The organism is Streptomyces sp. LUP47B, assembly GCF_001746295.1.
Taxonomy (GTDB): Bacteria; Actinomycetota; Actinomycetes; order Streptomycetales; family Streptomycetaceae; genus Streptomyces.
On record NZ_MJAH01000010.1, the window covers coordinates 364,715 to 391,420 of the forward strand.

Genomic DNA, 26,706 nt, shown 5'->3' on the forward strand with positions numbered 1-26,706 from the left:
AGATCAGGGGGTGGCCGTGGACGGAATCGCTGTCACGGCCGAAGGCTTCGGGCTCGAGGGGCCTCGCGGCTGGGCGTTCCGCGGGGTCGACCTCGCCGCGGAGCCCGGCGCGTTGATCGCCGTGGAGGGGCCCTCGGGTTCCGGTCGTACGAGCCTGCTGCTCGCACTCACCGGGCGGATGAAGGCCACCGAGGGGACGGCGACCGTGGGCGGGGCGCGGCTGCCGAAGCAGTTGGCGGCGGTGCGCCGGTTCAGCGCGCCGGCGAACGTCGCAGGGGTTACCGACCTCGACCCGGCCCTGACCGTGGCGGAGCACTTGCGTGAACGGGCGCTGCTGCAGCACCGGTTCGGCGATTCGGTGCGCGCGCTGCTGCGGCCGCGTGAGGAGCGCAGGTCCGAGACGAAGCTGAGGATCGACACCGCGCTGACGGCCGCCGGGCTCGACCGGGAAGCGCTGCCCAAGGGCGCGCGGACGGCCGTACGCGATCTGGAACGCCTGGAGGCCCTGCGGCTGTCCATCGCCCTCGCCCTGATCGGCCGCCCGCGACTGCTCGCCGTCGACGACCTGGACCTGAAGTTGTCGGACGCCGAGCGGACCGAGGCCTGGGCGCTGCTGAGGTCCCTCGCCGCGGCCGGGACGACGGTCGTGGCGGTGTGCAGTGAGGCCCCGGAGGACGCCGTGACGGTGTCCACGCGATCCGAGCCGCAAGAGGACACCCGAACCCGGAAGGAGACGGCCGATGCGCTCGCCGAGACTGGCCGCGCTTGAGCTGCGCCGCTTCGGCAGGGGGAAACTGCCGCGCGCCGCTCTGGTGGCACTGCTCGTGCTGCCGCTGCTGTACGGCGCCCTGTATCTGTGGTCCTTCTGGGACCCGTACGGCCGCCTGGACCGAATCCCCGTCGCCCTCGTGAACGACGACAGGGGTGCCACCGCCGACGGCAGAAAGCTGACCGCCGGAGACGACCTCACCAAGGGGTTGCGCGAGAGCGACACCTTCGACTGGCACCAGGTGAGCGCCGCCGAGGCACGCAAGGGTGTCGAGAACGGCACGTACTACCTGTCGCTGACCATGCCGGCCGACTTCAGCGGGCGGATCGCCTCCAGTGCCGGTGACTCCCCCGAGACCGGCGCCCTCCAGGTCCGTACGAACGACTCGAACAACTACATCGTCGGGCAGATCTCGCGGACGGTCTTCGCCGAGGTGCGCCGGGCCGCGTCCACGAAGGCCTCGCGGTCCTTCCTGGACCGGATCTTCATCTCCTTCTCCGACATCCACGGCGCCACCGTGAAGGCCGCCGACGGGGCCGACGACCTGGAAGGCGGCATCGGCAAGGCCGAGAAGGGATCCGAGGATCTCGCCACGGGCCTGAAGGACGCCGAGGCGGGCACCGGGAAGCTCTCCGCCGGTCTGGCGAAGCTCGACACCGGCTCGGGTGATCTCGCTGACGGCGCACAGCAGGTGGCCGACGGGACCCAGAGCCTCGCCGACAAGGTCAACGGGGTCGCGGACAAGCTGGGCCCCTTCCTCGAAGGCAACCAGAAGACCATCGGCGACACCGCCCGGCTCGTCGCCGACTCGGCCGGGGCCGTCCGCCACAACCTCGGCACCCTGGTGAGGACCGCCCCGGCGGCCGCCGAGGGCGCACATAAGGCGGCCGCCACCCTGAACGCCGTCTATAAGGCGCGCTGCACGGACCCCGTGCTGCCGGACCCCGCCTGCGCCGACCTGAAGAAGGCCGAGCAGGCCGCCGCCGACGTGGCGAAGGTGGCCGACGACGTCAACGCTCTTGTCGCCGACCAGAACGGCGATCTGAAGAAGCTCGACAGCCGGCTCGCCACACTGCAGCAGCAGGCCCGGGCGCTCGCCGACCGGGCGCCCCGTCTCTCCGAGGACCTGGACGACGCCGTAGCGAAGATCAACAAGCTGAACCAGGGCGCGGGCAAGGTCGCCGTCGGCGCCAGGACGCTCCACTCCGGCCTGGGCACCGCGCGGACCGGCGCACAGGACCTGGACGAGGGCCTCGGCCGGCTCAGCACCGGGGCCGACGACCTGAGCGGCGGCATGTACAAGCTCGCCGACGGCTCCGAGAAGCTCTCCAACGGGCTGCACGACGGCGCCTCGCAGATTCCCGACTACGACAAGAAGGACCGTGACAAGCGCACCGACGTGATGGCGGATCCGGTCCAACTGGTCTCCAGGGACCTGCACAAGGCGCCGAACTACGGCACCGGGTTCGCCCCGTACTTCATCCCGCTGTCCCTGTGGGTGGGCGCGATGGTGGCGTACATGCTGATCACACCGCTGAACCGGCGTGCGCTCGCCGCCGGTGCCGCGGCCTGGCGGATCGCGCTGGCCGGGTGGCTGCCCGTGGTGGCGATCGGAGTGCTGCAGACCGTGGCCCTGATGTCGGTGCTGCACTGGGCGATCGGCCTGCAGATGGCGCGGGCGGCCGGGACCGTGGGCTTCCTCTTCCTGGTGACGGCCTGCTTCGCGGCGATCGTCCAATGGCTGAACGCACGCTTCGGAGCGGCGGGCCGGATCCTCGTCCTGGCGCTCCTGATGCTCCAGCTGACGTCCGCGGGCGGCACCTACCCCGTCCAGACCAGCCCGGGCTTCTTCAACACCATCCACCCCTTCCTGCCGATGAGCTACGTCGTGGAGGCCCTCAGGAGGCTCATCACGGGCGGCGGTCTCACTCCGGTGTGGCACGCGTGCGTGGTGCTCCTCGCCTTCACCGCCGGCGCCCTCGCACTGACCGCCCTGTCGGCCCGCCGCCGGCAGGTGTGGACGCTGGACCGGTTGCACCCGGAGCTGACCCTGTGAGCTCTTCCGCGACCTCAAAAGCGGCCTCACCTGTGAGAATCAGGAGCATGGAAAGCAGCAGCGCCACGGCGGGCGTCAGCACACGCCGCGAGGCCACCCGGCAGAAGCTCTACGAGGCGGCCGTCACGCTCATCGCCGAGCAGGGCTTCTCCGCCACCACGGTCGACGAGATCGCCGAGCGGGCCGGAGTCGCGAAGGGCACGGTCTACTACAACTTCGCGAGCAAGTCCGTTTTGTTCGAGGAACTGCTGCGGCACGGCGTGGGCCTGCTCACCGCCTCTTTGCGGGAGGCGGCGGAATCGACGGCACGCGCGGGTGGCGGCAAGGTGGACGCCCTGGACGCGATGATCCGGGCCGGTCTCGTCTTCATCGACCGCTACCCGGCCTTCACACAGCTGTACGTGGCCGAGCTGTGGCGCACCAACAGGGCCTGGCAGTCCACGCTCATGGTGGTCCGTCAGCAGGCCGTGGCGGTCGTGGAGGACGTCCTGCGCGAGGGCGTGGAGAACGGCGAGTTCAGCGACGAGATCGACGTACCGCTGAGCGCCTCCGCACTGGTCGGCATGGTCCTGGTGGCCGCCCTGGACTGGCAGTCCTTCCAGCCCGAGCGCTCTCTGGACGACGTGCACGCGGCGCTGTCGCGGCTGTTGCAGGGGCGGGTGAGCGGGCGCCGGGGATGACCCGGGGCTGACATGCGAAAGCGCCGGTCCGGTGTGGCCGCGTCCCCCGCGGGCCACCTCGAACCGGCGCCTTCCCTTGCTCCCCCGATTTCCCCCGTACCCCCGTTGGGCCCCCGTTCGGTCGTTCCCCCGCTTTCCCGGGTTCCCCCGTGCCTCGCTCCCGCCGACCTCGGCCGGCGGAAGGAGCGGATCCGGGGCGGCTCCGTTCCGGCGCCCCGTGTCGCCGGTGCCGGAGCCGTTCCCCTTCGCCGTGGCTCCACTCTCTCGTCCGAGCAGGTCGGAGCCCATCCGCGCGCGTACTCATCTCATCCCCTAGGTACGGATACTCAGTTCTGCGCACTCACCCCCAGACCGGCCCGCGGCCGGCTGGTTACCATCGCGTCCGTGTCCGTACTCCCTCTGGTGTTCACCAGCGGCTGGGCCAGCGGCGTCAACGCCTACGCGGTGGTGCTGCTGCTCGGCGTGTTCGGTGCGACGGGGCTGAGCGACGACGTCCCCGAGACCCTGCAGCGCCCTGAGGTGCTCGTCGCGGCCGGTGTGCTGTTCCTGTGCGAGGCGGTGGCCGACAAGATCCCGTACGTCGACTCGGCCTGGGACTCGGTCCACACGGTGATCCGTCCCGTGGCCGGCGCCTGGGTCGGCGCGCTGCTCGCGGGTCAGAGCGGTTCGCTCTCCGATGTGGCGGCCGGCCTGATCGGCGGTTCGACGGCCCTGGCCAGCCACACGGTCAAGGCGGGCACGCGCATGGCGGTCAACACCTCGCCCGAGCCCTTCAGCAACGTGGTCCTGAGCCTGGCCGAGGATCTCGGGGTCGGCGGCATCGTCGCCTTCGCGATGTTCCACCCAGAGGCGGCCGCGGTCGTCGCGGGCGTACTGCTGCTGGCCGGCCTGCTGACGCTCTGCTTCCTGATCTCCCGTATCCGGAGATTCCGACGCCGCAGGGCCCGACGCCGGGAGGAGAAACGCCTCGCGGCACCCATCGGCCGACCGCCCGGCTGACGGCCGGCCCCGGTGTGCAGCAGGTCCTCGTCGGCAAGCCGGCCGCCCGCGGGCGGAGTGTCAGTGGCGGCCGATAAAGTCGCAGGCATGGCACGGATTGCGGTGATCGGCGCCGGGATGGGCGCGATGGCGGCCGCTGCCCGGCTGGCCGTCGCGGGCCACCGGGTGGCGGTGTACGAGCGTACGGAGACGTACGGAGGGGCGGTGCGCCGGTTCGAGCGGGACGGGTTCGGGTTCGACACCGGGCCGGGACTGTTCACCCTCCCCGCGGTCTACCGCGATCTGTTCATCAAGACCGGCAAGGAGCCGCTGGAGTCGGTCGTCGAGCTGGTCCAGGTCGATCCGTCGTCGCGGCACCTCTTCACGGACGGCACCGAGGTGTCCCTGCCGAACGCCTCGCGCGCGGGAGTGGTCGCCGCGCTGGACGAGGCCCTCGGCGCGGGCGCGGGCGGACGCTGGGGCGACTTCCTCGTCCGGGCCCGCGAGGCCTGGGACCGCACCCGCAGGCCGCTCCTGGAGGAGCCCCTGTGGCCCAACTGGCAGGTGCTGCAGCGCGATCCCTACCCCGCGGTGCCGCACAAACGGCTGCTGCGCACCCGACGGGCCTGCACGCTGTACGAGATCTGCGCCTGGGAGCTGCGGGACCCGCGGCTCGCGGCGCTGCTGTACGGCCATGCGCTCGCGCACGGCGTCGACCCCGGTACCGCGCCGGCAAGCGCGGCCGTCCTGCCATACATGGAGCACGCCTTCGGGACCTGGTATGTCCGGGGCGGCATGCGGGAGTTGGCGCGGGCGCTGTACGAGCGGTGCGTCCAGCGCAAGGTCGAGTTCCACTTCGGCGCCGAGGTGACGGGCGTCGTGGAGAAGGACGGTCGGGCGGCAGGTCTGGAGCTGTCCGACGGGGCGGTCGTGGAAGCGGACACCGTCGTCGGCGCCGGGCCCTGGCGACTGCGCGGGCTCGTACCGGGTCGTGAGCTCTACGGCGCGAAGGACGTCCTTCCCGACGCCGAGGACCTGCATCCGGGCCGGGTCGTCGTGTGCCTCGCTCTGCGCGGAGCGCGCGAGTCGGACGCGGTGCACCGCACGGTGGTGTACGGGCCCGAACCGGAGAACGAGCTGGACCTGTTCGTGGACGGGGCGATGCCCGACCCCACGGTCCGGGTCGACCGGCCGGACGACCCTGCCCTGCGTCCCGACGCGGACCACGAGTCCGTGGTGCTGACGGCGACCGTGCCCTGCGGCCTCGGGTACGACTGGGCCACCGCGGGAGTCGTCGAGGCCTTCGCGGACCGGATGGTCACCGCCGCCGCGCGGGCGATTCCGGGCCTGCGTGAGCGGATCCTCTGGCGCGAGGTACGCACGCCCGTGCACACCGAGCAGGAGACAGGGGCCGTGGGCGGCGCCGTCCCTCCGCCCTCGCTGGCCGGCGGCGAAGGCACCCTGCACCCGTCCAACAGCACGGCGATACCTGGTCTGTTGACGGCCGGCGGCTGGTCACACCCCGGCGGGGGCCTCCCCCACGCGGGCATGTCGGGCTCGCTGGTGGCCGGACTGATCGTCGAGGGACCGGAGTTCCGCGGTTCTCAGTGACGGAGCCGTCCCGCGTCAGAAGCGGTACTGCTCGTCGTACCCCTGGCCCTGGTTCTGCTGCCCCTGGCCGCTGTTGTCCTGGTAATACCCCTGCTCCTGCGGGAGTTCGCCGCCGTAGGGCTCGTCGGTGCGCTGCTGCGGCACCCACACCCCGCCGGCCGGGGTCTCGCCGCCGTACGTCCCGCCGTACTGGTCGTAGCCCTGCTGGGCGAACTGCTGCTGGCCGCCGTAGGAGGCGTCGTACGACCCCGCGCCATAGGTCTGGGTGCCGATGTACGGGTCGGAGTAGGCGGCGTACTGCTGCTGCCCGGACTGGTCGTAGCCGTACTGCTGCTGGTCGTAGCCGTCGTAGCCGTACGTCTGGTCGGCGGCGGCCGTCGCGTACTGGTCCTGGGTCTGGCCCGCGGACGCGTAGGACTGGTCGCCGGCGTAGGAGGTGTCGTTGTATATGCCGTAGGAGCCGGTGTCGTCCGGCAGGGGCTGCGGCTCGTAGACCGAGGTGGTCTCGGCGGCCGTGGGCGCGGCGGAGCGCGCGGGCGTGAAGACGTCGTCGCGGTCGTAGTCGTCGTGGCCGTAGCCGGCGGTGTCCGGCCGGCCCCGGTCGTATCCGGCCTCGTCGCCTTGGGCCGCGTCGCCCGCCTCCAGGTCGGAGACCTCCAGGGCGGGCTCCTCGCCGCGCTCGCGCCGGCTCTTCTTGCCGCCGGTCAGACCGCCCAGCGCAGCCGGCGGGTTGACCGCCCAGCCCTGCTCGAAGCCGCGGCGGAACGACAGCGTGACGTACGTCTGGCCGACCGCGAAGGCGATTGCGCCCAGCCCGATGACGACCACCGACGGCATCAGCACGCCGAGGACCACACCGAGGAAGCCGACGAAGGCGAGCAGCCGCCAGCGCAGCCGTGCCTTGTACTGCAGCAGCACCTCGCCCAGCAGCCACAGCGCGACGATTCCGAACGCGATGTAGAGGACCGTCCAGCCCATGTACGCCCCTCTCCCAGTGACCGCTACGCAGTGTGTCGTATATCCGTACGACCGGTCTAGGCCTGCGGTGGATGGTGCAGACCCAGGTTTTCGTAGATTTCCAGTGTCGCCGTGGAGTTGTTGAGCGTGATGAAGTGCAGTCCGGGCACTCCCTCGGACAGCAGCCGGGCGCAGAACTCCGTGGCGAACTCGATTCCGATCGAGCGTACAGCGGTCGGATCGTCCTTTGCTGTGAGGATCCGCTCTTTCAGGGCGGAGGGGATGCTCGCGTTGCTGAGCTGTGGTAGCCGTTCCAGCATCCGCACGCTGGTCACGGGCATGATCTCGGGAATCACCGGGGTCGCGCAGCCCGCCGCGTGGACTCGGTCACGCAGCCGCAGATAGGACTCCGGCTGGAAGAACATCTGGGTGATGGCGTAGTCGGCGCCGGCGCGGCACTTGTCGACGAAGTGCGTGACGTCGGCCTCCCAGTCCGCGGAGCGCGGGTGCATCTCCGGGAAGGCCGCGACGCCGACGCAGAAGTCGCCCGACTCCTTGATGAGCTGGACGAGATCGGCGGCGTAGGTCAGCCCCTGGGGGTGCGCCACCCACTCGGCCATCGGGTCGCCGGGCGGGTCGCCGCGCACGGCCAGGATGTTGCGGATCCCGGCGTCGGCGTACTGGCCGATGATGTTGCGCAGTTCCGCGACGGAGTGGTCGACCGCGGTGAGGTGGGCGACCGGGGTCAGGGTGGTGTCCGCGACGATCTGCTCGGTCTCCTTGACGGTGCCCGCGCGGGTGGAGCCGCCGGCGCCGTAGGTCACGGAGACGAAGTCCGGCGCGACCGCCTCGACCCTCCTGAGCGCGCTCCACAGGTTCCGCTCACCCTTGGGGGTCTTCGGCGCCGAGAACTCGAAGGAGTACGTCGTCTTGCCCGCGGCGAGCATGTCACGCACCGTGCGTGCGCGGTCAGTCCTGGTGGATGCGGTTCCTAGGGCCATACCCGCAGGTTAGCCAGGGGGCAGCGGTCGCCCAACCGGATCACGGAAATTTGCCCGTTTTGTCGACTTGTTGTCCACCCCTCGGACACCGGACCGATCATGTGGCCGACGCATACCGGCCCCTCACTCCGTGTCACTCAACCGCTTCGCGAACTCCGCGGCGGCCGCGCCGGGGTCGTCCGCCTCGGTGATCGCCCGGACCACCACGACCCGGCGGGCACCGGCCTCCAGGACCTCGTCGAGGTTGCCGAGGTCGATGCCGCCGATGGCGAACCAGGGGCGGTCGGTGCCGAGGGCGGCGGTGTAGCGGACCAGGCCGAGGCCGGGGGCGTGCCGGCCGGGCTTGGTGGGGGTCGGCCAGCAGGGGCCGGTGCAGAAGTAGTCGACGCCGTCCTGGACCGCGGCCGCGGCCGCCTCCGCCTCGGCGTGCGTGGAGCGGCCTATGAGGATGTCGTCGCCGAGGATCGCGCGGGCGGCGGGGACGGGCAGGTCGCCCTGGCCGAGGTGCAGCACACCGGCGCCCGCCGCGTGGGCGACGTCGGCACGGTCGTTGACCGCGAGGAGCTTGCCGTGCCGCGCGCAGGCGTCGGCGAGGACCTGGAGGTGTTCCAGTTCCTCGGCCGCCTCCATGCCCTTGTCCCGCAGCTGCACGATGTCGACGCCCCCGGCCAGGACCGCGTCCAGGAACTCGGCGAGGTCGCCCTGGCGCTTGCGGGCGTCCGTGCAGAGGTAGACGCGGGCGCCGGCGAGCCGGTCACGGGTGGTGTCGGGCATGCGTGAGTCTCCCCCGGGTTCGGTGGCGTACGGGCCGTGCCGGACCGTGGCCGTGGCCTCGGCGGTCACGGCCCGTACGCCGGTGTGGTTCGGATCAGACGGCGAGCGCCTGGGCGCGGCGCTTCACCTCCGTGCCGCGATTCTCACTCAGGGCCTGCGCGGGGGTGCCGGGCAGGCTCTCGTCGGGCGTGAAGAGCCACTCCAGCATCTCTTCGTCATTGAATCCGTCGTCCCTCAGGAGCGTCAGGGTCCCGGCCAGGCCCTTGACGACCTTCTGCTCGGCCCCGTCGATGAAGGCGGCGGGGACGTGCAGCGCGCGGTTCTCACCACGGCGTACGGCGATGAGCTGGCCGTCCTTGACCAGCTGCCGCACACGCGTCACCTCGACATCGAGCATCTCTGCGATGTCGGGGAGGGTGAGCCAGGCGGGGACGAGAGCATCGATCTTTGCGTCAATCTCGGTCACGGGATCAAGCGTGCCATCCCACACTGACAGTCGGAAGCCGGGGCGCCTCCGGCGGGGGAACGGGGCGCATGATCACCGGCTGCCGCCCGCCCCAGAACCAGGCGGTCCCGGCCGCTGGAGCCAGGCAGCCCGGGCCGCCGAGAACGAGCGGCCCCGGCGGCCACACCCAGCGGGCCCGAGCCGCCGGACCAGGCACCCCTGGCCGTCGAGGCCAAGCGGGCTCGGCCGCCATCACCCCGCGAGCCCCAGCCGCCACACCACGCAGCCCCAGCCGCCGAAGTCAGACGGACCTGCCCGTCGAGGCCAAACGGATCCGGCCGCCAGCACTACGCGAGCCCCCGCCGTCGGAGCCAGGCGGACCCGACCGCCGAGACCGAGCAGGCCCGGCCGCCAGCACCCCGCAAGCCCAGACGCCACAACACGCAGGCCCGGCCGCCAGAGCCAGGCGGCCCTGGCCGCAAAGGCCAAACGGATCCGGCCACCGGAACCACCCGAGCCCTGGCCGCCGCCAGGCGGACCCGACCGCCGAGACCGAGCAGGCCCGGCCGCCAGCACCCCGCGAGCCCCAGCCGCCACACCACGCAGCCCCAGCCGCCGAAGTCAGACAGACCTGCCCGTCGAGGCCAAACGGATCCGGCCGCCAGCACTACGCGAGCCCCCGCCGTCGGAGCCAGGCGGGCCCGACCGCCGAGACCGAGCAGGCCCGGCCGCCAGCACCCCGCAAGCCCCAGCCGCCACAACACGCAGTCCCAACCGTCGCCACCAGGGCAGACCCGGCCAGCGAAGCCAAGTGGGCCCGGCCGCCAGAACCACGCGAGCCCCAGCCGTTGCCGCCAGCCGGACCCGACCGTCGAGGCCGAACGGGCCCCGGCCGCCAGAACCACGCAAGCCCCTGCCGCCACACCACGCAGGCCCAGTCGTCAGGCGTCGGCCGACGACGCCCGGGAGGTCTCGGCCGCCGGGCCGGGCTGCGGGACGTTGCCTACGCTGTCGCCGCCTTCAGTGGTCTCGCCGGGTCCGTCAGCAGTTCCGGGTTCATCTCCGTGCCCGCCTCGATCAGGCGGCGGCCCTGGGCCAGGTCGCGGGGCCGGCCCACCGCCAGGAGGGCCACCAGACGGTTCTCGCGCAGCCAGCACACCGTCCAGGCGGGACCCGACGGCTCACCGCGCCACAGTGTCGTGTCGGCGGACGCGTGGTGGCCGGCGTACTGGACGAAGCGGCCGAACTGCTCGGACCAGAAGTACGGGACGGGGTCGTAGACCATTCGGGTCTCGCCCAGGATGTCGGCGGCCACCGTGCGGGGGCCCTGGAGGGCGTTGTCCCAGTGGTGGACCAGCAGCCGCTCGCCGTACCTCCCCGAGGGGAAGGAGGCGCAGTCGCCGACCGCGTAGACGTCCGGCAGGGAAGTGCGCAGCCGGTTGTCGGCGACGACCTCGCGGTGGGCGCCGAGTTCGATGCCCGACCCGGCGAGCCAGACCGTGGCGGGCCGGGCGCCGATACCCACCACGACCGCGCCCGCGGCCACCCGGGAGCCGTCGTCCAGGACGACCTCGCCGGGCTCGACGCGGTCCACGCGCGCGTGGGTGCGCAAAACGGCACCCGCGTCGGCGTACCAGGAGGTCATCGGCGCGGCCACCTCGGCGGGCAGCGCGCCCGCGAGCGGCCGCTCGGCGGCTTCCACGACCGTCACCGCACAGCCCGCCTCGCGCGCGGCGGTGGCGAACTCGGCGCCGATCCAGCCCGCCCCGACGACCACGATGTCGTGCTGCCGGGCGAGCACGGGGCGCAGCCGCTCGGCGTCGTCCAGGGTGCGCAGCAGATGCACGCCCGACACACCCTCCGTGCCGGGCAGCCGGATCGGTTCGGCACCGGTGGCGAGGACCAGGGCGTCGTACGGGACCGCCCCGGCCTCGGTGTCCAGTTCGTGCGCTTCGGGGCGCACGCCCAGCGCCTCGCGGCCGAGCAGCAGTTCGATGCCGAGGGACTCGAAGTCCACGTCGAAGGCGGAGCCCTCGGCCTTGCCGAGCAACACGGCCTTGGACAGCGGCGGACGGTCGTACGGCTGATGGGGCTCCGCGCCGATCACCGTGACCGTGCCCTTGAACCCCTGTTCGCGAAGGGCGACCGCGGTCTGTACGCCGGCCATGCCCGCGCCGACCACGACCACCCGCCGCTGCGCCTGCGTCTGCTCGCTCATTTGATCACCCTAGCCATCTGACTATCAGTCAGTCAGGAGTCGTGCTCAGTGACCTGTTCCACAACGCTCGTCCCGCTGCCCGGCTGCGACTCCCACTCCCACGTCTCCTCCAACCGCAGCCGCCCGTCAGGAAGCTCCACGACCGTCGAGACGCAGTGGCCGGAGGACGTCGTTCCGTCGTGCTTGAGCTGCACGTACCGGAAGTCGAGACGGTCCCCCGCGCGCGTGCCGACGAGATGCCCGCGTACGACGTCACCGCCCGCGTACCCGGCCCAGATCTCCCCATCCTTCTCGTGGTAGGTGAACCGGGTCCGCGTACCCACCTGACCTGGGGCCTGATCGGCCACCGGGGCGAGGACGAGGCCGTCGAGCGAGCGGGGCATGGCGGAAGGCTCCCTTACAGAGGCGCACGGGCACGGGCTAGGGTGGCCAACGTAGAGCACTCGCGGGAGCCCGGACGCACCGGGCTGAGAGGGAGGCTGGCGGCCTCCGACCGTACGAACCTGATCCGGGTCATGCCGGCGAAGGGAGGGGCTGGACGCCCATGTCCTCACGTACGTCAGACGTCCTCGTCGTCGGGGGCGGCATCATCGGCCTGGTCACGGCCTGGCGGGCCGCGCAGCGCGGACTCACCACGGCCGTCGTGGACCCCGAACCGGGCGGCGGGGCCGCCCAGGTGGCCGCCGGGATGCTGGCCGCGGTCACCGAACTCCACTACGGCGAGCACACCCTGCTGGGGCTGAACCTCGCCTCGGCCCACCGCTATCCCGACTTCGCGGCCGAGCTCACCGACCTGACCGGACTCGACCTCGGCTACCGCCGCTGCGGCACGCTCGCCGTGGCCCTGGACGCCGACGACCGCGCCCACCTGCGCGAACTGCACGCGCTCCAGCGGCAGTCGGGGCTGGAGTCGGAGTGGCTGTCCGGCCGGGAGTGCCGGCGCCTGGAGCCGATGCTGGCACCAGGGGTGCGGGGCGGACTGCGGGTGGACGGCGACCACCAGATCGATCCACGGCGGCTCACGCGCGCGTTGCTGGCCGCGTGCGAGCAGGCGGGTGTCGTCTTCCACCGCGCGTGGGCCAAAGGCCTCCGGGTCGCAGGGGACCGGGCCGCAGGGGTCACGACGACCGACGGCGACGAGCTGGGCGCGGGCCAGGTGGTGCTCGCCGCCGGAAGCCTCAGCGGCCGCCTCGAAGGGGTCCCCGCGGACGTCCTGCCCCCGGTACGGCCCGTGAAGGGCCAGGTGCTGCGGCTGACCGTGCCCTCACACTGCGCGCCCTTCCTGAACCGCACCGTGCGGGCCGTGGTGCGCGGCAGCCAGGTCTATCTGGTGCCGCGGGAGAACGGCGAGCTGGTGGTCGGCGCGACCAGCGAGGAGCTGGGCTGGGACACGACGGTGACCGCGGGCGGGGTGTACGAGCTGCTGCGCGACGCCCACGAGCTCGTCCCCGGCATCACCGAGCTGCCGCTGACGGAGACCCGCGCGGGACTGCGCCCGGGCTCCCCGGACAACGCTCCGCTGCTCGGGCCCACGGAACTGACCGGGCTGGTGCTCGCGACCGGCCACTATCGCAATGGCGTGCTGCTCACGCCGATCACCGGGGACGCCATGGCGCACGTCCTGACGACCGGTGAACTCCCCGATGTGGCACGCCCGTTCACTCCCCGGCGATTCGCCGCCACGGAACGCCTGGAGCAGCCGGCATGAACATCTCCGTCAACGGGGAGCCGCGGCAGTTCGCTCCCGGCACGGCTCTCGACACCGTCGTGCGGGCGCTGACGCCGGCGCCGTCCGGGGTGGCCGCGGCGCTCAACGAGACCGTCGTCCCGCGCGCGCAGTGGCCCTCGACGTCCCTCACCGAGGGAGACCGCGTGGAAGTCCTCACCGCCGTCCAAGGAGGCTGAGCCATGGCCGACGATCCCTTTGTCATCGACGGCACGTCCTTCTCGTCCCGGTTGATCATGGGCACGGGCGGAGCGCCCAGCCTGGACGTGCTCGAGCGAGCCCTGGTCGCCTCCGGCACCGAGCTGACGACGGTCGCGATGCGGCGCGTGAACCCCTCGGTGCACGGCTCGGTGCTGTCCGTACTGGAGAAGCTCGGCATCCGCGTGCTCCCGAACACGGCGGGCTGTTTCACCGCCGGGGAGGCCGTACTGACGGCCCGCCTCGCGCGCGAGGCGCTCGGCACGGACCTGGTCAAGCTGGAGGTCATCGCCGACGAGCGCACCCTTCTGCCGGACCCGATGGAGCTGCTGGACGCGGCCGAGACCCTGGTGGACGACGGCTTCACGGTGCTGCCGTACACGAACGACGACCCGGTGCTCGCCCGGAAGCTGGAGGACGTGGGCTGCGCGGCGATCATGCCGCTGGGCTCACCGATCGGCTCGGGCCTCGGCATCCGCAACCCGCACAACTTCCAGCTGATCGTCGAGCACGCGCGTGTGCCGGTGATCCTGGACGCGGGAGCGGGCACGGCGTCGGACGCGGCCCTGGCGATGGAGCTCGGGTGCGCGGGTGTGATGCTCGCCTCAGCGGTGACGCGGGCGCGGGAGCCCGAGCTGATGGCGCACGCGATGCGGCACGCGGTGGAGGCGGGACGGCTGGCGTACCGGGCGGGGCGGATCCCCCGACGGCACTTCGCCGAGGCGTCCTCCCCGGTGGCGGGCAGGGCGGTGCTGGACCCGGAGCGGCCTGCTTTCCAGTGACCTGAAGTGGCGGCTGGGGCGGGTGGGTGACTCAAGCGGCACACCTGCCCGCGACCTGCAACTCCGTGCGATCTGCGTCACAGCTGCGCTGCAGTCCCGCCTCGATATCGGCCGAACAGGACGGGCTGTCAGCGTCGGCTCGTACACTCACCTGCGTGGATACGACCCTTCAGGACCCGTTGGTCGGGCAGGTGCTCGACGGCCGCTATCGCGTGGACGCGCGGATCGCGGTCGGCGGGATGGCCACGGTCTACCGGGCCCTGGACACCCGTCTGGACCGCGTGCTCGCGCTCAAGGTGATGCACCCCGCGCTCGCGGCGGACGGGACCTTCGTCGAGCGGTTCATCCGGGAGGCCAAGTCCGTCGCCCGGCTCGCCCACCCCAACGTCGTGCAGGTCTTCGACCAGGGCACCGACGGGTCGTACGTCTATCTCGCCATGGAGTACGTCGCCGGGTGCACCCTGCGCGACGTGCTGCGCGAGCGCGGGGCCCTGCAGCCGCGCGCCGCCCTGGACATCCTGGAGCCCGTGCTCGCCGCGCTCGGCGCCGCACACCGCGCGGGTTTCGTGCACCGGGACATGAAGCCGGAGAACGTCCTGATAGGGGACGACGGCCGGGTCAAGGTCGCCGACTTCGGACTCGTGCGGTCGGTGAACACCGTGACCAGCACCACCGGAGCCGTACTCGGCACCGTGTCCTATCTCTCGCCCGAGCAGATCGAGCAGCCGGGCACCGCGGACGCCCGCGTCGACGTGTACGCGTGCGGTGTGGTCCTGTACGAGATGCTGACCGGCGACCGCCCGCACGACGGCGACTCCCCCGCCGTCGTTCTCTACAAGCACCTCCACGAGGACGTCCCGCCGCCCTCGGCCGTGGTCCCTGGGCTGCCGTACGAACTGGACGAACTGGTCGCGTCGGCCACCGCCCGCACCCCGGACCTGCGTCCGTACGACGCCGTGGAACTGCTCGCGCAGACCCGCGAGGCACACGGCAGGCTGAGCGCCGACCAGCTGGACGCGGTACCGCCGCAGGCGCTCGCGGCGGAGCACGCGGGCGCCGAGAACCGCACGAGCGTGATCCCGCGCTCCCTGACCGTGCCGCGCCTGCTGCCGGTCAACGAGGACGAGCCGGTGTACCACCGCACCAGCCGTCTGGAGAGCCCGCCGCCGCCTTCCCGGCGCGGCCGCTCCTCCGGCGGCCTCCGGCGCGGTCCCCTCCTGATCATCGCCGCGATCCTGCTGGCCCTCGGGCTCGGGGCGGGTGTCTGGTACATCAACTCCGGCCAGTTCACCCAGGTCCCGGCCCTCCTGACGAAGACCGAGGCGCAGGCCCGGGACCGGCTGGACGAGGCCGGTCTGGAGACCGGCAAGGTCTCGTACGCCTACAGCGACACCGTGAAGCGCGGCACCGTCATCAGCACGGACCCAGGGGTGGGCGCCCGCATACGGAACCACGACTCCGTGTCGATCACCGTCTCCAAGGGCCCCCAGACCGTGAAGGTGCCCGATCTGGAGGGGGCCGCGCTGAGCAGTGCCAGGACCCGGCTGAAGGCGGAAGGGCTGCAGCCGGGCATGGTCACCCGGGAGTTCAGCGACGACGTACCGAAGGGTTTCGTGATCAGCACGGATCCCGGGGACGGCACCACGCTGCGCGCCGGCTCGGCGATCGCGCTCACCGTCAGCAAGGGTGCACCGGTCGACGTCCCGGACGTCACCGGCGAGGACCTGGACGACGCCAGGGCCGACCTGACGGAGGCCGGTCTGAAGGTGAAGATCGCCACCACCCGGGTCAACTCCGAGTTCGACGCGGGCCAGGTCGCCGAGCAGACCCCGGCCGGCGAGAGCCAGGCCGCCGACGGCGACACCGTCACCCTGACGATCTCCAAGGGCCCGGAGATGATCGAGGTCCCGGACGTCACCGGTGACAGCGTCGACGACGCCAAGACCGAACTGGAGGACGCGGGCTTCGAGGTCGACGAGGACCGCGGCCTGCTCGGCCTGTTCGGCGACACGGTGAAGAAGCAGTCCGTGGAGGGTGGGGACACGGCCCCCAAGGGTTCGACGATCAAGATCACCATTCGCTGACGAGTGCGGGCTGTGCGCGAGGGGTGTGATGCGCGGTGCACCGCACCGCACCCCATCCGTGCAGGCGCCGCAGGCAATGGCACCCTTGACCGGTGACAACTCAGCGCAACCCCGTCGGCGGCCACGTCCCCGTGGCCGGCGGCCTGAACTCCGTCGGCCTGTCGTACGCCCGTGACCTCGACGCCGAGACCGTGCAGGTCTTCGTCGCCAACCCGCGCGGCTGGGCCACCCCCGCAGGCAACCCCCGCCAGGACGAGGCATTCCGCGAGGCCTGCGCGGAAGAGGCGATACCGGCGTACGTCCACGCCCCGTACCTGATCAACTTCGGCTCGCACACCGAGGCGACCGTGGAGAAGTCGGCCGATTCGCTCCGGCACTCCCTCAGGCGCGGACGAGAGATCGGCGCGCGGGGCGTCGTCGTGCACACCGGCAGCGCGACCGGCGGCCGCGACCGTTCCGTGGCCCTGAAGCAGGTGCGCGAGCACCTGCTGCCGCTTCTCGACGAGCTCACCCACGACGACGACCCGTACCTGCTCCTGGAGTCGACGGCCGGCCAGGGCGCCTCCCTCTGCTCACGCACCTGGGACTTCGGCCCGTACTTCGAGGCCCTGGACGCCCACCCGAAGCTGGGCGTCTGCCTGGACACCTGCCACATCTTCGCGGCCGGCCACGACCTCACCGGTCCGAGCGGCATGCACCAGACGCTCGACCTCCTGGTGGAGACCGTCGGCGAGGGCCGTCTGAAGCTGATCCACGCCAACGACTCCAAGGACGTGGTCGGCGCCCACAAGGACCGCCACGAGAACATCGGATCCGGCCACATCGGCGAGGACCCGTTCCGCGCCCTGATGACCCACCCCGCCACCGCGGGCGTACCGCTGATCATCGAAACGCCGGGCGGCAAGGAGGGACACGCGGCGGACGTGGAGCGGCTGAAGAAACTCCGGGACGGGTGACACATCGAGGAATACCCCTAGGGGGTATGCGGTTCCTGCTCGGTACAGGAACCGTCACCTGACATTGGGGGAACTGATGCAGCACCCGACAAGCGGATGGGCCACGGCCGTCCAGGCCACCCTCCACTGCCTCACCGGCTGCGCCATCGGCGAAGTGCTCGGCATGGTCATCGGCACCGCGTTCGGCTGGGGCAATCTGTCCACGACCGTCCTGGCGATCGCCCTCGCGTTCCTCTTCGGCTACTCGCTCACCCTGCGCGGGGCCCTGAAGGGCGGCCTGGACTTCCGGGCCGCGGTCCAGGTGGCGCTGGCCGCCGACACCCTCTCCATCGCCGCGATGGAGCTCATCGACAACGGTGTCATCGTGCTGTGGCCGGACGCCATGGACGCGGAACTCGCCGACCTGCTGTTCTGGGCGTCACTGGCGATCTCGCTGGCCATCGCGTTCGTCGTGACCGTGCCGGTCAACAAGTGGATGATCGGGCGCGGCAAGGGTCACGCCGTGGTCCACCAGCACCACGCGCACTGACCGGTCACAGCTCGGGGCCGTCCCCCGGCTGCTCCTGGTACGAGTACCGCTGTTCCTTCCAGGGATCGCCGACGTTGTGATAGCCGCGCTCCTCCCAGAAGCCCCGGCGGTCGGCGGTCATGTACTCGACGCCACGGACCCATTTGGGCCCCTTCCAGGCGTACAGATGGGGGACGACCAGCCGGAGCGGAAAGCCGTGCTCCGCGGTCAGCAGTTCCCCGTCCTTGTGGGTGGCGAGGATCGCCTGCTCGGACGCGAAGTCCTCGAGGCGGAGGTTGGAGCTGAAGCCGTACTCGGCCCAGACCATCACATGGGTGACGGCCGGCGCGGGCGGGGCGACGTCCAGGATCGTACGGGCGGGAATGCCGCCCCACTCGGCACCGAGCATGCTGAACTTCGTCACGCAGTGCAGATCGCCCACGACGGTGGTGTACGGCAGCGCCGTGAACTCCTCGTGGTTCCAGCAGTGCTTCTCGCCGTCCGCGGTGGCGCCGAAGACCCGGAACTCCCAGCGCTCGGGCCGGAACCTGGGGACCGGCCCGTAGTGCGTGACGGGCCAGCCGCGCTGCAGTCGCTGCCCCGGCGGAAGCTCGGAGTGCGCCGCTTCTCCGCTCTCGCGCTCCACCGGCTGACCCATGTCTTCCATCCTGACAGACCCGAGGCGATGCACCTGACCAGCCCCCACCCAATTCACCTCACACCGGACTAAGCATGCCCTTACTTACTAAGTGAAGACTTACTGGACGATCTTCTTCGCCGGTGCGAGGATGCGGCGCAGCCTGCCAGTTCCCCACGGTTGGAAGGAGCCTCTGCGATGCAGGGCGACCCCGAGGTCATCGAATTCCTCAACGAGCAGCTCACGGGCGAGCTCACGGCGATCAACCAGTACTTCCTGCACGCGAAGATGCAGGAGAACTTCGGCTGGACGAAGCTGGCGAAGTACACGCGGCACGAGTCGTTCGACGAGATGAAGCACGCCGAGGTGCTGACCGACCGCATTCTCTTCCTGGAGGGGCTGCCGAACTACCAGCGGCTGTTCCACGTGCGCGTGGGCCAGACCGTCAAGGAGATGTTCGAGGCCGACCGGCAGGTCGAGGTCGAGGCCATCGACCGCCTCAAGCGCGGTATCGAGGTCATGCGCGCCAAGGGCGACATCACGTCGGCGAACATCTTCGAGTCGATCCTCGCGGACGAGGAGCACCACATCGACTATCTCGACACGCAGCTGGAGCTTCTGGAGAAGCTCGGTGAGGCGCTGTACATCGCGCAGCTGATCGAGCAGCCGGAGAGCTAGGCGGCCTCGTCGAGTTCTTCGAGTCCGGTCAGGACCTGTTTGCCCGGGTCGGCCGGCTCCCGGCGGGGGTAGGCGCCGCGGCCGAGGATGGCCTGGATCCGGCGTACACAGGATCCGCAGTCCGTCCCGGCCTTGCAGGCTGAGGCGATCTGGCGGGGCGTACAGGCACCACCGTCCGCGTGCTGCTGGACCTGCGCCTCGGTCACTCCGAAGCAGTTGCAGACGTACACGCGGATTCCACCTCCCGCCGAGATCAATAAGGCTAACCTAACCTTACCCGGCGCTCTGGAACCGCAAAAGTGGAGTGGGGCGCGGATCGTATGTGATCCGCGCCCCATTCATGTTCCTGTAACAGGTGCCCCTGTCACTGGTCCCTGTACATCTCCGCGACGAGGAACGCCAGGTCGAGCGACTGGCTGCGGTTGAGCCGCGGGTCGCAGGCCGTCTCGTAGCGCTGGTGCAGGTCGTCGACGAAGATCTCGTCGCCGCCGCCCACGCACTCGGTGACGTCGTCACCGGTGAGCTCGACGTGGATGCCGCCCGGGTGGGTGCCCAGGCCCTTGTGGACCTCGAAGAAGCCCTTGACCTCGTCGAGCACGTCGTCGAAGCGGCGGGTCTTGTGGCCGGAGGCCGCCTCGTAGGTGTTGCCGTGCATCGGGTCGGTGATCCAGGCGACGGTGGCGCCGGAGGCGGTGACCTTCTCGACCAGCTCGGGCAGCTTGTCGCGGACCTTGTCGGCGCCCATGCGGACGATGAAGGTCAGCCGGCCGGGCTCGCGGTCGGGGTCGAGGCGCTCGATGTACTGCAGCGCCTCCTCGGCCGTGGTGGTCGGGCCGAGCTTGATGCCGATCGGGTTGCGGATCTGCGAGGCGAACTCGATGTGCGCGCCGTCCAGCTGCCGGGTGCGCTCACCGACCCACACCATGTGCGCGGAGACGTCGTACAGCTGCCCCGAGCGCGAGTCCACGCGGGTGAGCGCCGACTCGTAGTCGAGCAGCAGCGCCTCGTGCGAGGAGTAGAACTCGACGGTCTTGAACTCCTCCGGGTCGGTCCCGCAGGCCCGCATGAAGTTCAGCGCCTGGTCGATCTCGCGCGCCAGCTGCTCGTAGCGCTGGCCGGACGGGGACGACTTCACGAAGTCCTGGTTCCAGGCGTGCACCTGGCGCAGGTCGGCGTAACCGCCGGTGGTGAAGGCGCGCACCAGGTTGAGCGTGGAGGCGGAGGCGTTGTACATCCGCTTCAGGCGCTCGGGGTCCGGGATGCGGGCCTTCTCGTTGAACTCGAAGCCGTTGACCGAGTCGCCCCGGTACGTCGGCAGCGTCACACCGTCGCGGGTCTCGGTGCCCTTGGAGCGCGGCTTGGAGTACTGGCCGGCGATGCGGCCGACCTTCACGACCGGCACCGAGGCGGCGTACGTCAGCACGGCGCCCATCTGGAGCAGCGTCTTGAGCTTGTTGCGGATGTGGTCCGCGGACACGGCGTCGAAGGCCTCGGCGCAGTCGCCGCCCTGGAGCAGGAACGCCTCTCCCTTGGCGACGGCCGCCATCCGGGCGCGCAGCTGGTCGCACTCGCCCGCGAAGACGAGCGGCGGATACGACTCGAGGTCCGCGATCACTGCGCGCAGAGCCTCGGTGTCGGGGTACTCGGGCTGCTGCGCCGCGGGCAGGTCTCGCCAGGTGTTGCCAGCGCTGGCGCTGGTCTTAGCGTTCACGGTCACGACGTCAACATTACGGGGTCGTGTCCTGGCTCCCGTGCCATGCCCAGGAAATGAGACACGGGTGGCGCGCCGTGGACATGGGGTAGGGTGCGTCGCATGTTCGCGCATTCGACCCAGAACTGGTGGTGGACCGCTCATCCGGCGGCCCACTGACAAGCGCGTACGCAAGACTTCGCGAAGGCCGCCCGAGGGGCGGCCTTCGGCGTTTTCCGGGGTCGTTCCTCACCGCCATCGACACAAGACGGACGAGGAACCATGGACCTGACCAAGCTCCTGCACGACGACCGCCCTTTCGCCCTGCTCCGCCGCCGCACCCCGGGCCATGACGAGAACACCGTGGAGGTGTTGCTCGGCCCCGTCAGCACCTACGACCGTCTCGCCGACCTCCCCGACGAGGGCCTGGCGCTCGTCCCCTTCCGCCAGATCCGCGAGCGCGGTTTCGACGTGCGGGACGACGGGACGCCGCTCGCCGTGCTGACGCCCGAGGAGACCCACGCCCTCCCCCTCGCCGAGGCCCTCGCGCAGCTTCCCGCCCACGACGTCCGTGTCGAGAACGGCGGCTTCGACGTGGCCGACGAGGAGTACGCCGAGATCGTCGGACGGGTGCTGCACGAGGAGATCGGGCGTGGCGAGGGCGCCAACTTCGTGATCCGGCGGACCTACGAGGGCGAGATCCCGGGGTTCTCCCGCGCGGACGCGCTCGCCCTGTTCCGGCGGCTCCTGGAGGGCGAGCGGGGCGCGTACTGGACCTTCGTCGTGCACACCGGGGAGCGGACCCTGGTCGGTGCGAGCCCGGAGGTGCACGTCCGGATGTCCGGCGGGACCGTCGTCATGAACCCGATCAGCGGGACGTACCGCTATCCCGCCGAGGGCCCCACCCCCGAGCACCTGCTCGGCTTCCTCGCCGACGGCAAGGAGATCGAGGAGCTGTCGATGGTCGTCGACGAGGAGCTCAAGATGATGTGCACCGTCGGTGACATGGGAGGGGTCGTCATCGGGCCCCGGCTGAAGGAGATGTCCCACCTCGCGCACACCGAGTACGAGCTGCGCGGGAAGTCCTCGCTGGACGTGCGGGAGGTCCTGAAGGAGACCATGTTCGCGGCCACCGTCACCGGCTCGCCCGTGCAGAACGCCTGCCGGGTCATCGAGCGGCACGAGGTCGGCGGGCGCGGGTACTACGCGGGCGCGCTGGCGCTGATCGGCAGGGACTCCGGTGGTGCCCAGACCCTCGACTCCCCCATCCTCATCCGCACCGCCGACATCAACGCGGACGGGCGGCTGCGGGTCCCCGTCGGCGCGACCCTCGTGCGCGGCTCGGACCCGGTGAGCGAGGTCGCGGAGACCCACGCCAAGGCGGCTGGCGTACTGGCGGCTCTCGGCGTACGACCGTCCCGGCCCCGGGCGGAGCACGCGCGCGTGAGTCTCGCCGACGATCCACGCGTGCGTGCCGCGCTCGACGGGCGGCGCACGAACCTCGCCCCCTTCTGGCTGCGGATGCAGGAGCGGTCGTACGGGCTCGAAGGGCACACCCTCGTGGTCGACGGCGAGGACACCTTCACTTCGATGCTCGCGCATGTGCTGCGCTCGGGCGGGCTGGACGTGACCGTGCGGCGCTACGACAAACCGGGCCTCAAGGACGCCGTGCTCGCGCACGAGGGGCCCGTCGTCCTCGGCCCCGGTCCCGGCGACCCGTCCGACCTGGACGACCCCAAGATGCGGTTCCTGCGGGACCTGACCGCGCTCGTCCTCGGGGAACACCGGCACGGCGTCCTCGGCGTCTGCCTGGGCCACGAGCTGATCGCGGCCGAGCTGGGCCTGGAGATCGTACGGAAGGAAGTCCCGTACCAGGGAGCGCAGACGACGGTCGATCTGTTCGGGCGGCCCGAGACCGTCGGCTTCTACAACAGCTTCGTGGCGCACTGCGACGACGAGACGGCGACCGAACTGGCGGCGCACCAGGTCGAGATCAGCCGGGCCGGCAACGGGGAGGTGCACGCGCTGCGCGGCCCCGGCTTCGCGGGCGTCCAGTTCCACCCGGAGTCGGTCCTGACACTGAACGGCGCCACCGTCGTACGGGAGCTGGTGAGGCAGCTGCGCCGCACGGCTGTGTGAGCCGGCCGGCGTCAGCCGAAGAACACCCCCACCTCCTCGTACAGCTTCGGGTCGACCGTCTTCAGCTGCGCCGTCGCCTCCGCGATCGGCACACGCACGATGTCCGTTCCGCGCAGGGCGACCATCTTGCCGAAGTCGCCTTCGCGGACGGCGTCGATGGCGTGCAGGCCGAAGCGGGTGGCGAGCCAGCGGTCGAAGGCGCTGGGGGTACCGCCCCTCTGGATGTGCCCGAGCACGGTCGTGCGGGCCTCCTTGCCGGTGCGCTTCTCGATCTGCTTGGCCAGCCACTCGCCGACACCGGACAGCCGCACATGTCCGAAGGAGTCGAGCGACTCGTCCTTGAGGACCACGTCACCGTCCTTCGGCATGGCGCCCTCGGCGATGACCACGATCGGGGCGTACGACGCCCTGAAGCGGGAGGTGATCCAGGCGCACACCTGGTCGACGTCGAAGCGCTGCTCGGGGATGAGGATGACGTTGGCGCCGCCCGCGAGACCGGAGTGCAGGGCGATCCAGCCGGCGTGGCGGCCCATCACCTCGCAGACCAGGACGCGCATATGGGACTCGGCGGTGGTGTGCAGCCGGTCGATGGCCTCCGTGGCGATGCCGACCGCGGTGTCGAAGCCGAAGGTGTAGTCGGTGGCGGAGAGGTCGTTGTCGATGGTCTTCGGTACGCCGACACAGGGCACACCGTGCCGGTCGGACAGTTGCGCGGCCACGCCCAGGGTGTCCTCGCCACCGATGGCGATGAGCGCTTCGATCTCCCGCGCGGCCAGGTTCTCCTGGATCCGGCGGATGCCGTCCTCCTGTTTCAGCGGGTTGGTGCGGGAGGAGCCGAGGATGGTGCCGCCGCGGGGCAGGATGCCGCGGACGGCCGGGATGTCGAGACGTACGGTGCGGTCCTCCAGTGGACCCCGCCAGCCGTCCCGGAAGCCGGTGAAGTCATAGCCGTACTCCTGAACGCCCTTGCGGACGATGGCCCGGATGACGGCGTTGAGGCCGGGGCAGTCGCCGCCTCCGGTCAGTACTCCGACGCGCATGGACAGATCCCTTCGCCGCAGGTGCCTGACGAAGGGTCAGTGTGACGCGCGTCTCACTCGTCGTCGAGGCCTCTTTCGATGGCGTATCGCACGAGCTCGACCCTGTTGTGGAGTTGCAGCTTGCCGAGGGTGTTCTGGACGTGGTTCTGGACCGTGCGGTGGGAGATCACCAGGCGTTCGGCGATCTGCTTGTAGCTCAGGCCCTTGGCGACCAGCCTCAGCACCTCGGTCTCGCGCTCGGTGAGCTGCGGGGCCCTGGGCTGGTCGGGGTCGCCGGCGGGCGCGGGGTCGGTGGCGAGGCGGCGGTACTCGCCGAGCACCAGGCCGGCGAGACCGGGCGTGAAGACGGGGTCTCCGACGGCCGTGCGGCGGACCGCGTCCAGGAGTTCCTCGGTGGACGCGGACTTCAGCAGATAGCCGGTAGCGCCCGACTTCACGGCCTCCAGGACGTCGGCGTGCTCGCCGCTCGCCGACAGCACGAGGACACGCAGCGCCGGGTTGTGCCCGACGAGCTCCTTGCAGACCTGGACGCCGGGCTTCACCGGCAGGTTCAGGTCGAGCACCAGCACGTCGGGGTCCGCCGCCCTGGCCCGGCGTACGGCCTGGTCGCCGTCGCCCGCCGTCGCGACCACGTCGAAGCCGGACTCGGCCAGGTCCCGGGCGACCGCGTCGCGCCACATGGGGTGGTCGTCGACCACCATGACCTTGATCGGACCCTTGTCGTTCATCGTTGTCCTGCCTTCCCCCGTGAGACCTTCGGTACCTTCAGTTCGACCTCCGTGCCCTGGCCCGGAGGCGAGATCAGCTCGGCGCTGCCGCCGAGTTCGCGCAGCCGGCCCCGGATCGACAGGGCCACCCCGAGCCGCCCCTCGCCCTCGGCCTGGGCGAGCCGCCCCTCGGGGATGCCGGGTCCGTCGTCCCGTACGGTCACGATCACCTCGTCGGGTTCGTCCTCGACGAGGATCCACGCACGCGCGTGCTCACCGGCGTGCCGGTGCACGTTGTCCAGGGCGGCCCCGACGGCCGCGGCCAGTTCCCGTGCGGCGGGCGGGGGCAGTGGGACGGGGGCGCCGGGCTCGACGAGGGAGACCTTCGCCGAGGCGTACGGGGCGAGCAGTGCGCGCAGGTCGAGCGGACCGGTCTCGTCCGGCCCGTCGTCGTCCCGCTCGACGTCGATGACGTGGACGACCGCGCCCTGGGCCGCGTCCCGGGACACCCGGGAGACGGAGGTCAGGCCGCCGGAGACCAGGGTGCGCAGCGCCACCTCCTGCTCGCCGGCCATCCGGCCCAGCTCGGCCGCCTCGCCGCCCATGACCGCGCCCCGGCGCTGCACCATGGCGAGCACCTGGAGCACGCTGTCGTGGATGTCCCGGGCCAGCCGCTCACGCTCCCGGGTCGCCGCCTCGATCTCCAGGGCGCGGGCGAGGGTGCGCTCGGAGGCGCGGGCGACCTCGACGACGTAGCCGATGGCGATGGAGGCGACCCAGACGAGGATCACGTTGTGGACGGTGTCGCGGGCCGGGTGGCCGCGCTCGAAAAGGTTGGCGGCGGCGACCGGCGTGGAGGCGAGCGCGGCCCAGCGCCAGCCGCCCTTGATGGCGAACGCCAGGACGGAACCGGCCGTCCATATCGACGGCAGGGTGGGGCCGCCGCTGTCGATGTGGTGGTCGTTGACGACCAGCGGGGTCAGCACGATCCCGGTGACCGCGATCGCGAGGTCGACGGCGAGGAAGCGCTTGGTGCAGGCGGCCGCGTTCTGGACGCGGGGCAGCGTGGCGAACGTCCACACGCACAGGACGACGTAGTAGGCGATGGCGATGCCGGGCCGGTCGAACTCGTCGTACTCGGTCGCGAAGAGTCCGACCGCGTACAGCATGGTGAGCACCCGGTACCCGGTCAGCGCACGCCACAGCGGCTGCTCGACCGACATGCGCATGACGCGCACCTGCTTGGCCATGTCCCCCACCCCCGGGCTCCGACTGCCGTGTCCCAGGATCCTAGGACGCCGACTGCCCGGGCTTGTCCTGCTCGGCCTTCGCGGCAGCCGCCTTGGCGGCCTTCTCGGCCTTGGCCGCCTCCGAGATCCGGCGCTTGGCGGCGGTCGCGTAGATGTCGACGTACTCCTGACCGGAGAGCTTCATGATCTCGTACATGACCTCGTCGGTCACCGCGCGCAGCACGAAACGGTCGTGCTCCATGCCCTGGTAGCGGCTGAAGTCCAGGGGCTCGCCGATGCGGATGCCCGGCCGCATCAGCTTGGGCATGACCTTGCCCGGCGGCTGGATCTTCTCGGTGTCGATCATCGCGACCGGGATGACCGGGACGCCGGAGGCGAGCGCCACGCGCGCGAGGCCGCCGGGCTTGCCCCGGTAGAGGCGGCCGTCGGGCGAGCGGGTGCCCTCGGGGTAGATGCCGAACAGCTCGCCACGCTCCAGTACGTCCAGGCCGCTCTTGATCGCCGCCTCGCCCGCGCCGCGCGCGCCGGAGCGGTCCACCGGGAGCTGGCCGACGCCCTTGAAGAAGGCGGCCGTCAGACGGCCCTTCACCCCGGGGGTCGTGAAGTACTCGGCCTTCGCGATGAAGGTGACCTTGCGGTCGAGGACCGCGGGAAGGAAGAAGGAGTCGGAGAAGGAGAGGTGGTTGCTCGCCAGGATGGCCGGGCCGTCGGCGGGAATGTTCTCGAGGCCTTCCACCCAGGGCCTGAAGGCGACCTTCAGCGGCCCTCCGATGGCGACCTTCATCGTGCCGTACAACAACCGAGTGCCTCCTGTGTCCGTGG

27 protein-coding genes and 1 riboswitch are annotated in these 26,706 nt (G+C 71.1%); of the genes, 14 read left to right on the plus strand and 13 right to left on the minus strand.

Translation table 11 applies throughout. The features are described 5' to 3' along the window. Positions 1 to 10: 10 nt before the first annotated feature. From BFN33_RS29655 to BFN33_RS29675, 5 genes are all read left to right on the plus strand, one after another. Complete coding sequence (locus BFN33_RS29655) at positions 11 to 769, plus strand: ATP-binding cassette domain-containing protein (protein WP_088245414.1); 759 nt, start codon at positions 11 to 13, stop codon at positions 767 to 769. After that, positions 741 to 2,825 carry a YhgE/Pip domain-containing protein gene (locus BFN33_RS29660; RefSeq protein ID WP_069763207.1) on the plus strand — a complete coding sequence of 695 codons (2,085 nt, stop codon included), beginning with the start codon at positions 741 to 743 and terminating at the stop codon, positions 2,823 to 2,825. Before BFN33_RS29655 ends, BFN33_RS29660 begins: the two co-directional genes overlap by 29 nt. A gap of 47 nt (positions 2,826 to 2,872) precedes the next feature. Continuing rightward, entirely contained in the window at positions 2,873 to 3,505 is a 633-nt protein-coding gene (locus tag BFN33_RS29665; RefSeq protein WP_069763208.1) for a TetR/AcrR family transcriptional regulator, read from the plus strand. Between the two features lie 384 nt (positions 3,506 to 3,889). Then, positions 3,890 to 4,504 carry a DUF4126 domain-containing protein gene (locus BFN33_RS29670; RefSeq protein WP_069763209.1) on the plus strand — a complete coding sequence of 205 codons (615 nt, stop codon included), beginning with the start codon at positions 3,890 to 3,892 and terminating at the stop codon, positions 4,502 to 4,504. Positions 4,505 to 4,591: 87 nt separating this feature from the next. Beyond that, positions 4,592 to 6,094, plus strand: coding sequence for an NAD(P)/FAD-dependent oxidoreductase (locus BFN33_RS29675; protein WP_079141065.1), 1,503 nt, complete (start codon positions 4,592 to 4,594; stop codon positions 6,092 to 6,094). Between the two features lie 15 nt (positions 6,095 to 6,109). Here the strand turns inward: BFN33_RS29675 and BFN33_RS29680 are convergent, their stop codons facing one another. The 6 genes from BFN33_RS29680 to BFN33_RS29705 form a co-directional block, all read right to left on the minus strand. Next, positions 6,110 to 7,072 (minus strand): hypothetical protein, encoded by a 963-nt coding sequence (locus tag BFN33_RS29680; RefSeq protein ID WP_069763210.1) that lies wholly within the window; start codon positions 7,070 to 7,072, stop codon positions 6,110 to 6,112. Positions 7,073 to 7,128: 56 nt separating this feature from the next. After that, on the minus strand, positions 7,129 to 8,052 hold the full coding sequence (metF, locus tag BFN33_RS29685) for a methylenetetrahydrofolate reductase [NAD(P)H] (protein WP_069763211.1): 924 nt from the start codon (positions 8,050 to 8,052) through the stop codon (positions 7,129 to 7,131). 123 nt (positions 8,053 to 8,175) lie between these two features. Next, the gene (gene thiE / locus BFN33_RS29690; RefSeq protein ID WP_069763294.1) at positions 8,176 to 8,826 is read right to left on the minus strand and encodes a thiamine phosphate synthase; all 651 of its coding nucleotides are present in this window, start codon (positions 8,824 to 8,826) and stop codon (positions 8,176 to 8,178) included. Between the two features lie 94 nt (positions 8,827 to 8,920). After that, positions 8,921 to 9,292 (minus strand): Rv2175c family DNA-binding protein, encoded by a 372-nt coding sequence (locus tag BFN33_RS29695; protein WP_062037890.1) that lies wholly within the window; start codon positions 9,290 to 9,292, stop codon positions 8,921 to 8,923. A gap of 982 nt (positions 9,293 to 10,274) precedes the next feature. Beyond that, positions 10,275 to 11,489, minus strand: coding sequence for an NAD(P)/FAD-dependent oxidoreductase (locus tag BFN33_RS29700; RefSeq protein WP_176742490.1), 1,215 nt, complete (start codon positions 11,487 to 11,489; stop codon positions 10,275 to 10,277). Positions 11,490 to 11,521: 32 nt separating this feature from the next. Then, positions 11,522 to 11,872: a hypothetical protein gene (locus BFN33_RS29705; protein ID WP_069763212.1), complete on the minus strand. Its 351-nt coding sequence runs from the start codon at positions 11,870 to 11,872 to the stop codon at positions 11,522 to 11,524. Between the two features lie 52 nt (positions 11,873 to 11,924). Continuing rightward, positions 11,925 to 12,036, plus strand: a riboswitch (TPP riboswitch). Between BFN33_RS29705 and thiO the strand changes: the two genes are divergently transcribed. The 6 genes from thiO (at position 12,034) to BFN33_RS29735 (ending at position 17,764) form a co-directional block, all read left to right on the plus strand. Further along, positions 12,034 to 13,197, plus strand: a complete 1,164-nt coding sequence (thiO, locus tag BFN33_RS29710) for a glycine oxidase ThiO (RefSeq protein ID WP_069763213.1) — start codon at positions 12,034 to 12,036, stop codon at positions 13,195 to 13,197. (Overlaps the previous riboswitch by 3 nt.) Continuing rightward, positions 13,194 to 13,394 (plus strand): sulfur carrier protein ThiS, encoded by a 201-nt coding sequence (thiS, locus tag BFN33_RS29715; protein ID WP_069763214.1) that lies wholly within the window; start codon positions 13,194 to 13,196, stop codon positions 13,392 to 13,394. The genes thiO and thiS overlap by 4 nt, the downstream gene beginning before the upstream one ends. Before the next feature lie 3 nt (positions 13,395 to 13,397). After that, positions 13,398 to 14,195, plus strand: a complete 798-nt coding sequence (locus BFN33_RS29720) for a thiazole synthase (protein ID WP_069763215.1) — start codon at positions 13,398 to 13,400, stop codon at positions 14,193 to 14,195. Between the two features lie 155 nt (positions 14,196 to 14,350). Continuing rightward, positions 14,351 to 16,279 carry a Stk1 family PASTA domain-containing Ser/Thr kinase gene (gene pknB / locus BFN33_RS29725; RefSeq protein ID WP_069763216.1) on the plus strand — a complete coding sequence of 643 codons (1,929 nt, stop codon included), beginning with the start codon at positions 14,351 to 14,353 and terminating at the stop codon, positions 16,277 to 16,279. Positions 16,280 to 16,371: 92 nt separating this feature from the next. Further along, complete coding sequence (locus BFN33_RS29730; RefSeq protein ID WP_069763217.1) at positions 16,372 to 17,235, plus strand: deoxyribonuclease IV; 864 nt, start codon at positions 16,372 to 16,374, stop codon at positions 17,233 to 17,235. 76 nt (positions 17,236 to 17,311) lie between these two features. After that, positions 17,312 to 17,764 (plus strand): DUF4396 domain-containing protein, encoded by a 453-nt coding sequence (locus tag BFN33_RS29735; RefSeq protein WP_079141066.1) that lies wholly within the window; start codon positions 17,312 to 17,314, stop codon positions 17,762 to 17,764. 4 nt (positions 17,765 to 17,768) lie between these two features. Here the strand turns inward: BFN33_RS29735 and BFN33_RS29740 are convergent, their stop codons facing one another. Beyond that, a complete protein-coding gene (locus BFN33_RS29740; RefSeq protein WP_069763219.1) occupies positions 17,769 to 18,401 on the minus strand; it encodes a sulfite oxidase-like oxidoreductase in 633 nt (210 codons plus the stop codon). 177 nt (positions 18,402 to 18,578) lie between these two features. Between BFN33_RS29740 and bfr the strand changes: the two genes are divergently transcribed. Further along, positions 18,579 to 19,058: a bacterioferritin gene (bfr, locus tag BFN33_RS29745; RefSeq protein WP_007381448.1), complete on the plus strand. Its 480-nt coding sequence runs from the start codon at positions 18,579 to 18,581 to the stop codon at positions 19,056 to 19,058. On the opposite strand, the gene BFN33_RS29750 is transcribed toward bfr, so the two are convergent. Continuing rightward, positions 19,055 to 19,288, minus strand: a complete 234-nt coding sequence (locus BFN33_RS29750) for a bacterioferritin-associated ferredoxin (RefSeq protein WP_176742491.1) — start codon at positions 19,286 to 19,288, stop codon at positions 19,055 to 19,057. The genes bfr and BFN33_RS29750 overlap by 4 nt on opposite strands. A 134-nt stretch (positions 19,289 to 19,422) precedes the next feature. After that, positions 19,423 to 20,775 (minus strand): class II 3-deoxy-7-phosphoheptulonate synthase, encoded by a 1,353-nt coding sequence (locus BFN33_RS29755; RefSeq protein ID WP_069763220.1) that lies wholly within the window; start codon positions 20,773 to 20,775, stop codon positions 19,423 to 19,425. Between the two features lie 96 nt (positions 20,776 to 20,871). Here BFN33_RS29755 and BFN33_RS55615 point away from each other — a divergent pair, with 96 nt between their 5' ends. After that, positions 20,872 to 20,928, plus strand: coding sequence for a trp operon leader peptide (locus BFN33_RS55615; protein ID WP_071528813.1), 57 nt, complete (start codon positions 20,872 to 20,874; stop codon positions 20,926 to 20,928). Positions 20,929 to 21,030: 102 nt separating this feature from the next. Continuing rightward, positions 21,031 to 22,887, plus strand: coding sequence for an anthranilate synthase family protein (locus tag BFN33_RS29760; protein ID WP_069763221.1), 1,857 nt, complete (start codon positions 21,031 to 21,033; stop codon positions 22,885 to 22,887). A gap of 11 nt (positions 22,888 to 22,898) precedes the next feature. On the opposite strand, the gene BFN33_RS29765 is transcribed toward BFN33_RS29760, so the two are convergent. From BFN33_RS29765 to BFN33_RS29780, 4 genes are read right to left on the minus strand one after another with little or no spacing between them, the layout of a single operon-like run. After that, complete coding sequence (locus tag BFN33_RS29765) at positions 22,899 to 23,927, minus strand: 6-phosphofructokinase (protein ID WP_069763222.1); 1,029 nt, start codon at positions 23,925 to 23,927, stop codon at positions 22,899 to 22,901. A gap of 53 nt (positions 23,928 to 23,980) precedes the next feature. Next, positions 23,981 to 24,655, minus strand: a complete 675-nt coding sequence (locus BFN33_RS29770) for a response regulator transcription factor (RefSeq protein WP_069763223.1) — start codon at positions 24,653 to 24,655, stop codon at positions 23,981 to 23,983. After that, positions 24,652 to 25,884, minus strand: coding sequence for a MacS family sensor histidine kinase (gene macS / locus BFN33_RS29775; protein ID WP_069763297.1), 1,233 nt, complete (start codon positions 25,882 to 25,884; stop codon positions 24,652 to 24,654). Before macS ends, BFN33_RS29770 begins: the two co-directional genes overlap by 4 nt. A 40-nt stretch (positions 25,885 to 25,924) precedes the next feature. Beyond that, entirely contained in the window at positions 25,925 to 26,683 is a 759-nt protein-coding gene (locus BFN33_RS29780) for a 1-acyl-sn-glycerol-3-phosphate acyltransferase (protein ID WP_079141067.1), read from the minus strand. Between the last annotated feature and the right edge of the window lie 23 nt (positions 26,684 to 26,706).

What these genes read in the sequence shown, in the direction of transcription:
- BFN33_RS29720 (WP_069763215.1), top strand. Translation starts at nt 13,398, where the DNA reads ATGGCCGACGATCCCTTTGTCATCGACGGCACGTCCTTCTCGTCCCGG.
- BFN33_RS29740 (WP_069763219.1), bottom strand. Translation starts at nt 18,401, where the DNA reads ATGGGTCAGCCGGTGGAGCGCGAGAGCGGAGAAGCGGCGCACTCCGAG.
- BFN33_RS29765 (WP_069763222.1), bottom strand. Translation starts at nt 23,927, where the DNA reads ATGCGCGTCGGAGTACTGACCGGAGGCGGCGACTGCCCCGGCCTCAAC.
- BFN33_RS29760 (WP_069763221.1), top strand. Translation starts at nt 21,031, where the DNA reads ATGGACCTGACCAAGCTCCTGCACGACGACCGCCCTTTCGCCCTGCTC.
- BFN33_RS29735 (WP_079141066.1), top strand. Translation starts at nt 17,312, where the DNA reads ATGCAGCACCCGACAAGCGGATGGGCCACGGCCGTCCAGGCCACCCTC.
- bfr (WP_007381448.1), top strand. Translation starts at nt 18,579, where the DNA reads ATGCAGGGCGACCCCGAGGTCATCGAATTCCTCAACGAGCAGCTCACG.
- BFN33_RS29660 (WP_069763207.1), top strand. Translation starts at nt 741, where the DNA reads ATGCGCTCGCCGAGACTGGCCGCGCTTGAGCTGCGCCGCTTCGGCAGG.
- thiE (WP_069763294.1), bottom strand. Translation starts at nt 8,826, where the DNA reads ATGCCCGACACCACCCGTGACCGGCTCGCCGGCGCCCGCGTCTACCTC.
- BFN33_RS29705 (WP_069763212.1), bottom strand. Translation starts at nt 11,872, where the DNA reads ATGCCCCGCTCGCTCGACGGCCTCGTCCTCGCCCCGGTGGCCGATCAG.
- BFN33_RS29770 (WP_069763223.1), bottom strand. Translation starts at nt 24,655, where the DNA reads ATGAACGACAAGGGTCCGATCAAGGTCATGGTGGTCGACGACCACCCC.
- BFN33_RS29675 (WP_079141065.1), top strand. Translation starts at nt 4,592, where the DNA reads ATGGCACGGATTGCGGTGATCGGCGCCGGGATGGGCGCGATGGCGGCC.
- BFN33_RS29665 (WP_069763208.1), top strand. Translation starts at nt 2,873, where the DNA reads ATGGAAAGCAGCAGCGCCACGGCGGGCGTCAGCACACGCCGCGAGGCC.
- thiS (WP_069763214.1), top strand. Translation starts at nt 13,194, where the DNA reads ATGAACATCTCCGTCAACGGGGAGCCGCGGCAGTTCGCTCCCGGCACG.
- macS (WP_069763297.1), bottom strand. Translation starts at nt 25,884, where the DNA reads ATGGCCAAGCAGGTGCGCGTCATGCGCATGTCGGTCGAGCAGCCGCTG.
- BFN33_RS29680 (WP_069763210.1), bottom strand. Translation starts at nt 7,072, where the DNA reads ATGGGCTGGACGGTCCTCTACATCGCGTTCGGAATCGTCGCGCTGTGG.
- thiO (WP_069763213.1), top strand. Translation starts at nt 12,034, where the DNA reads ATGTCCTCACGTACGTCAGACGTCCTCGTCGTCGGGGGCGGCATCATC.
- metF (WP_069763211.1), bottom strand. Translation starts at nt 8,052, where the DNA reads ATGGCCCTAGGAACCGCATCCACCAGGACTGACCGCGCACGCACGGTG.
- BFN33_RS29700 (WP_176742490.1), bottom strand. Translation starts at nt 11,489, where the DNA reads ATGAGCGAGCAGACGCAGGCGCAGCGGCGGGTGGTCGTGGTCGGCGCG.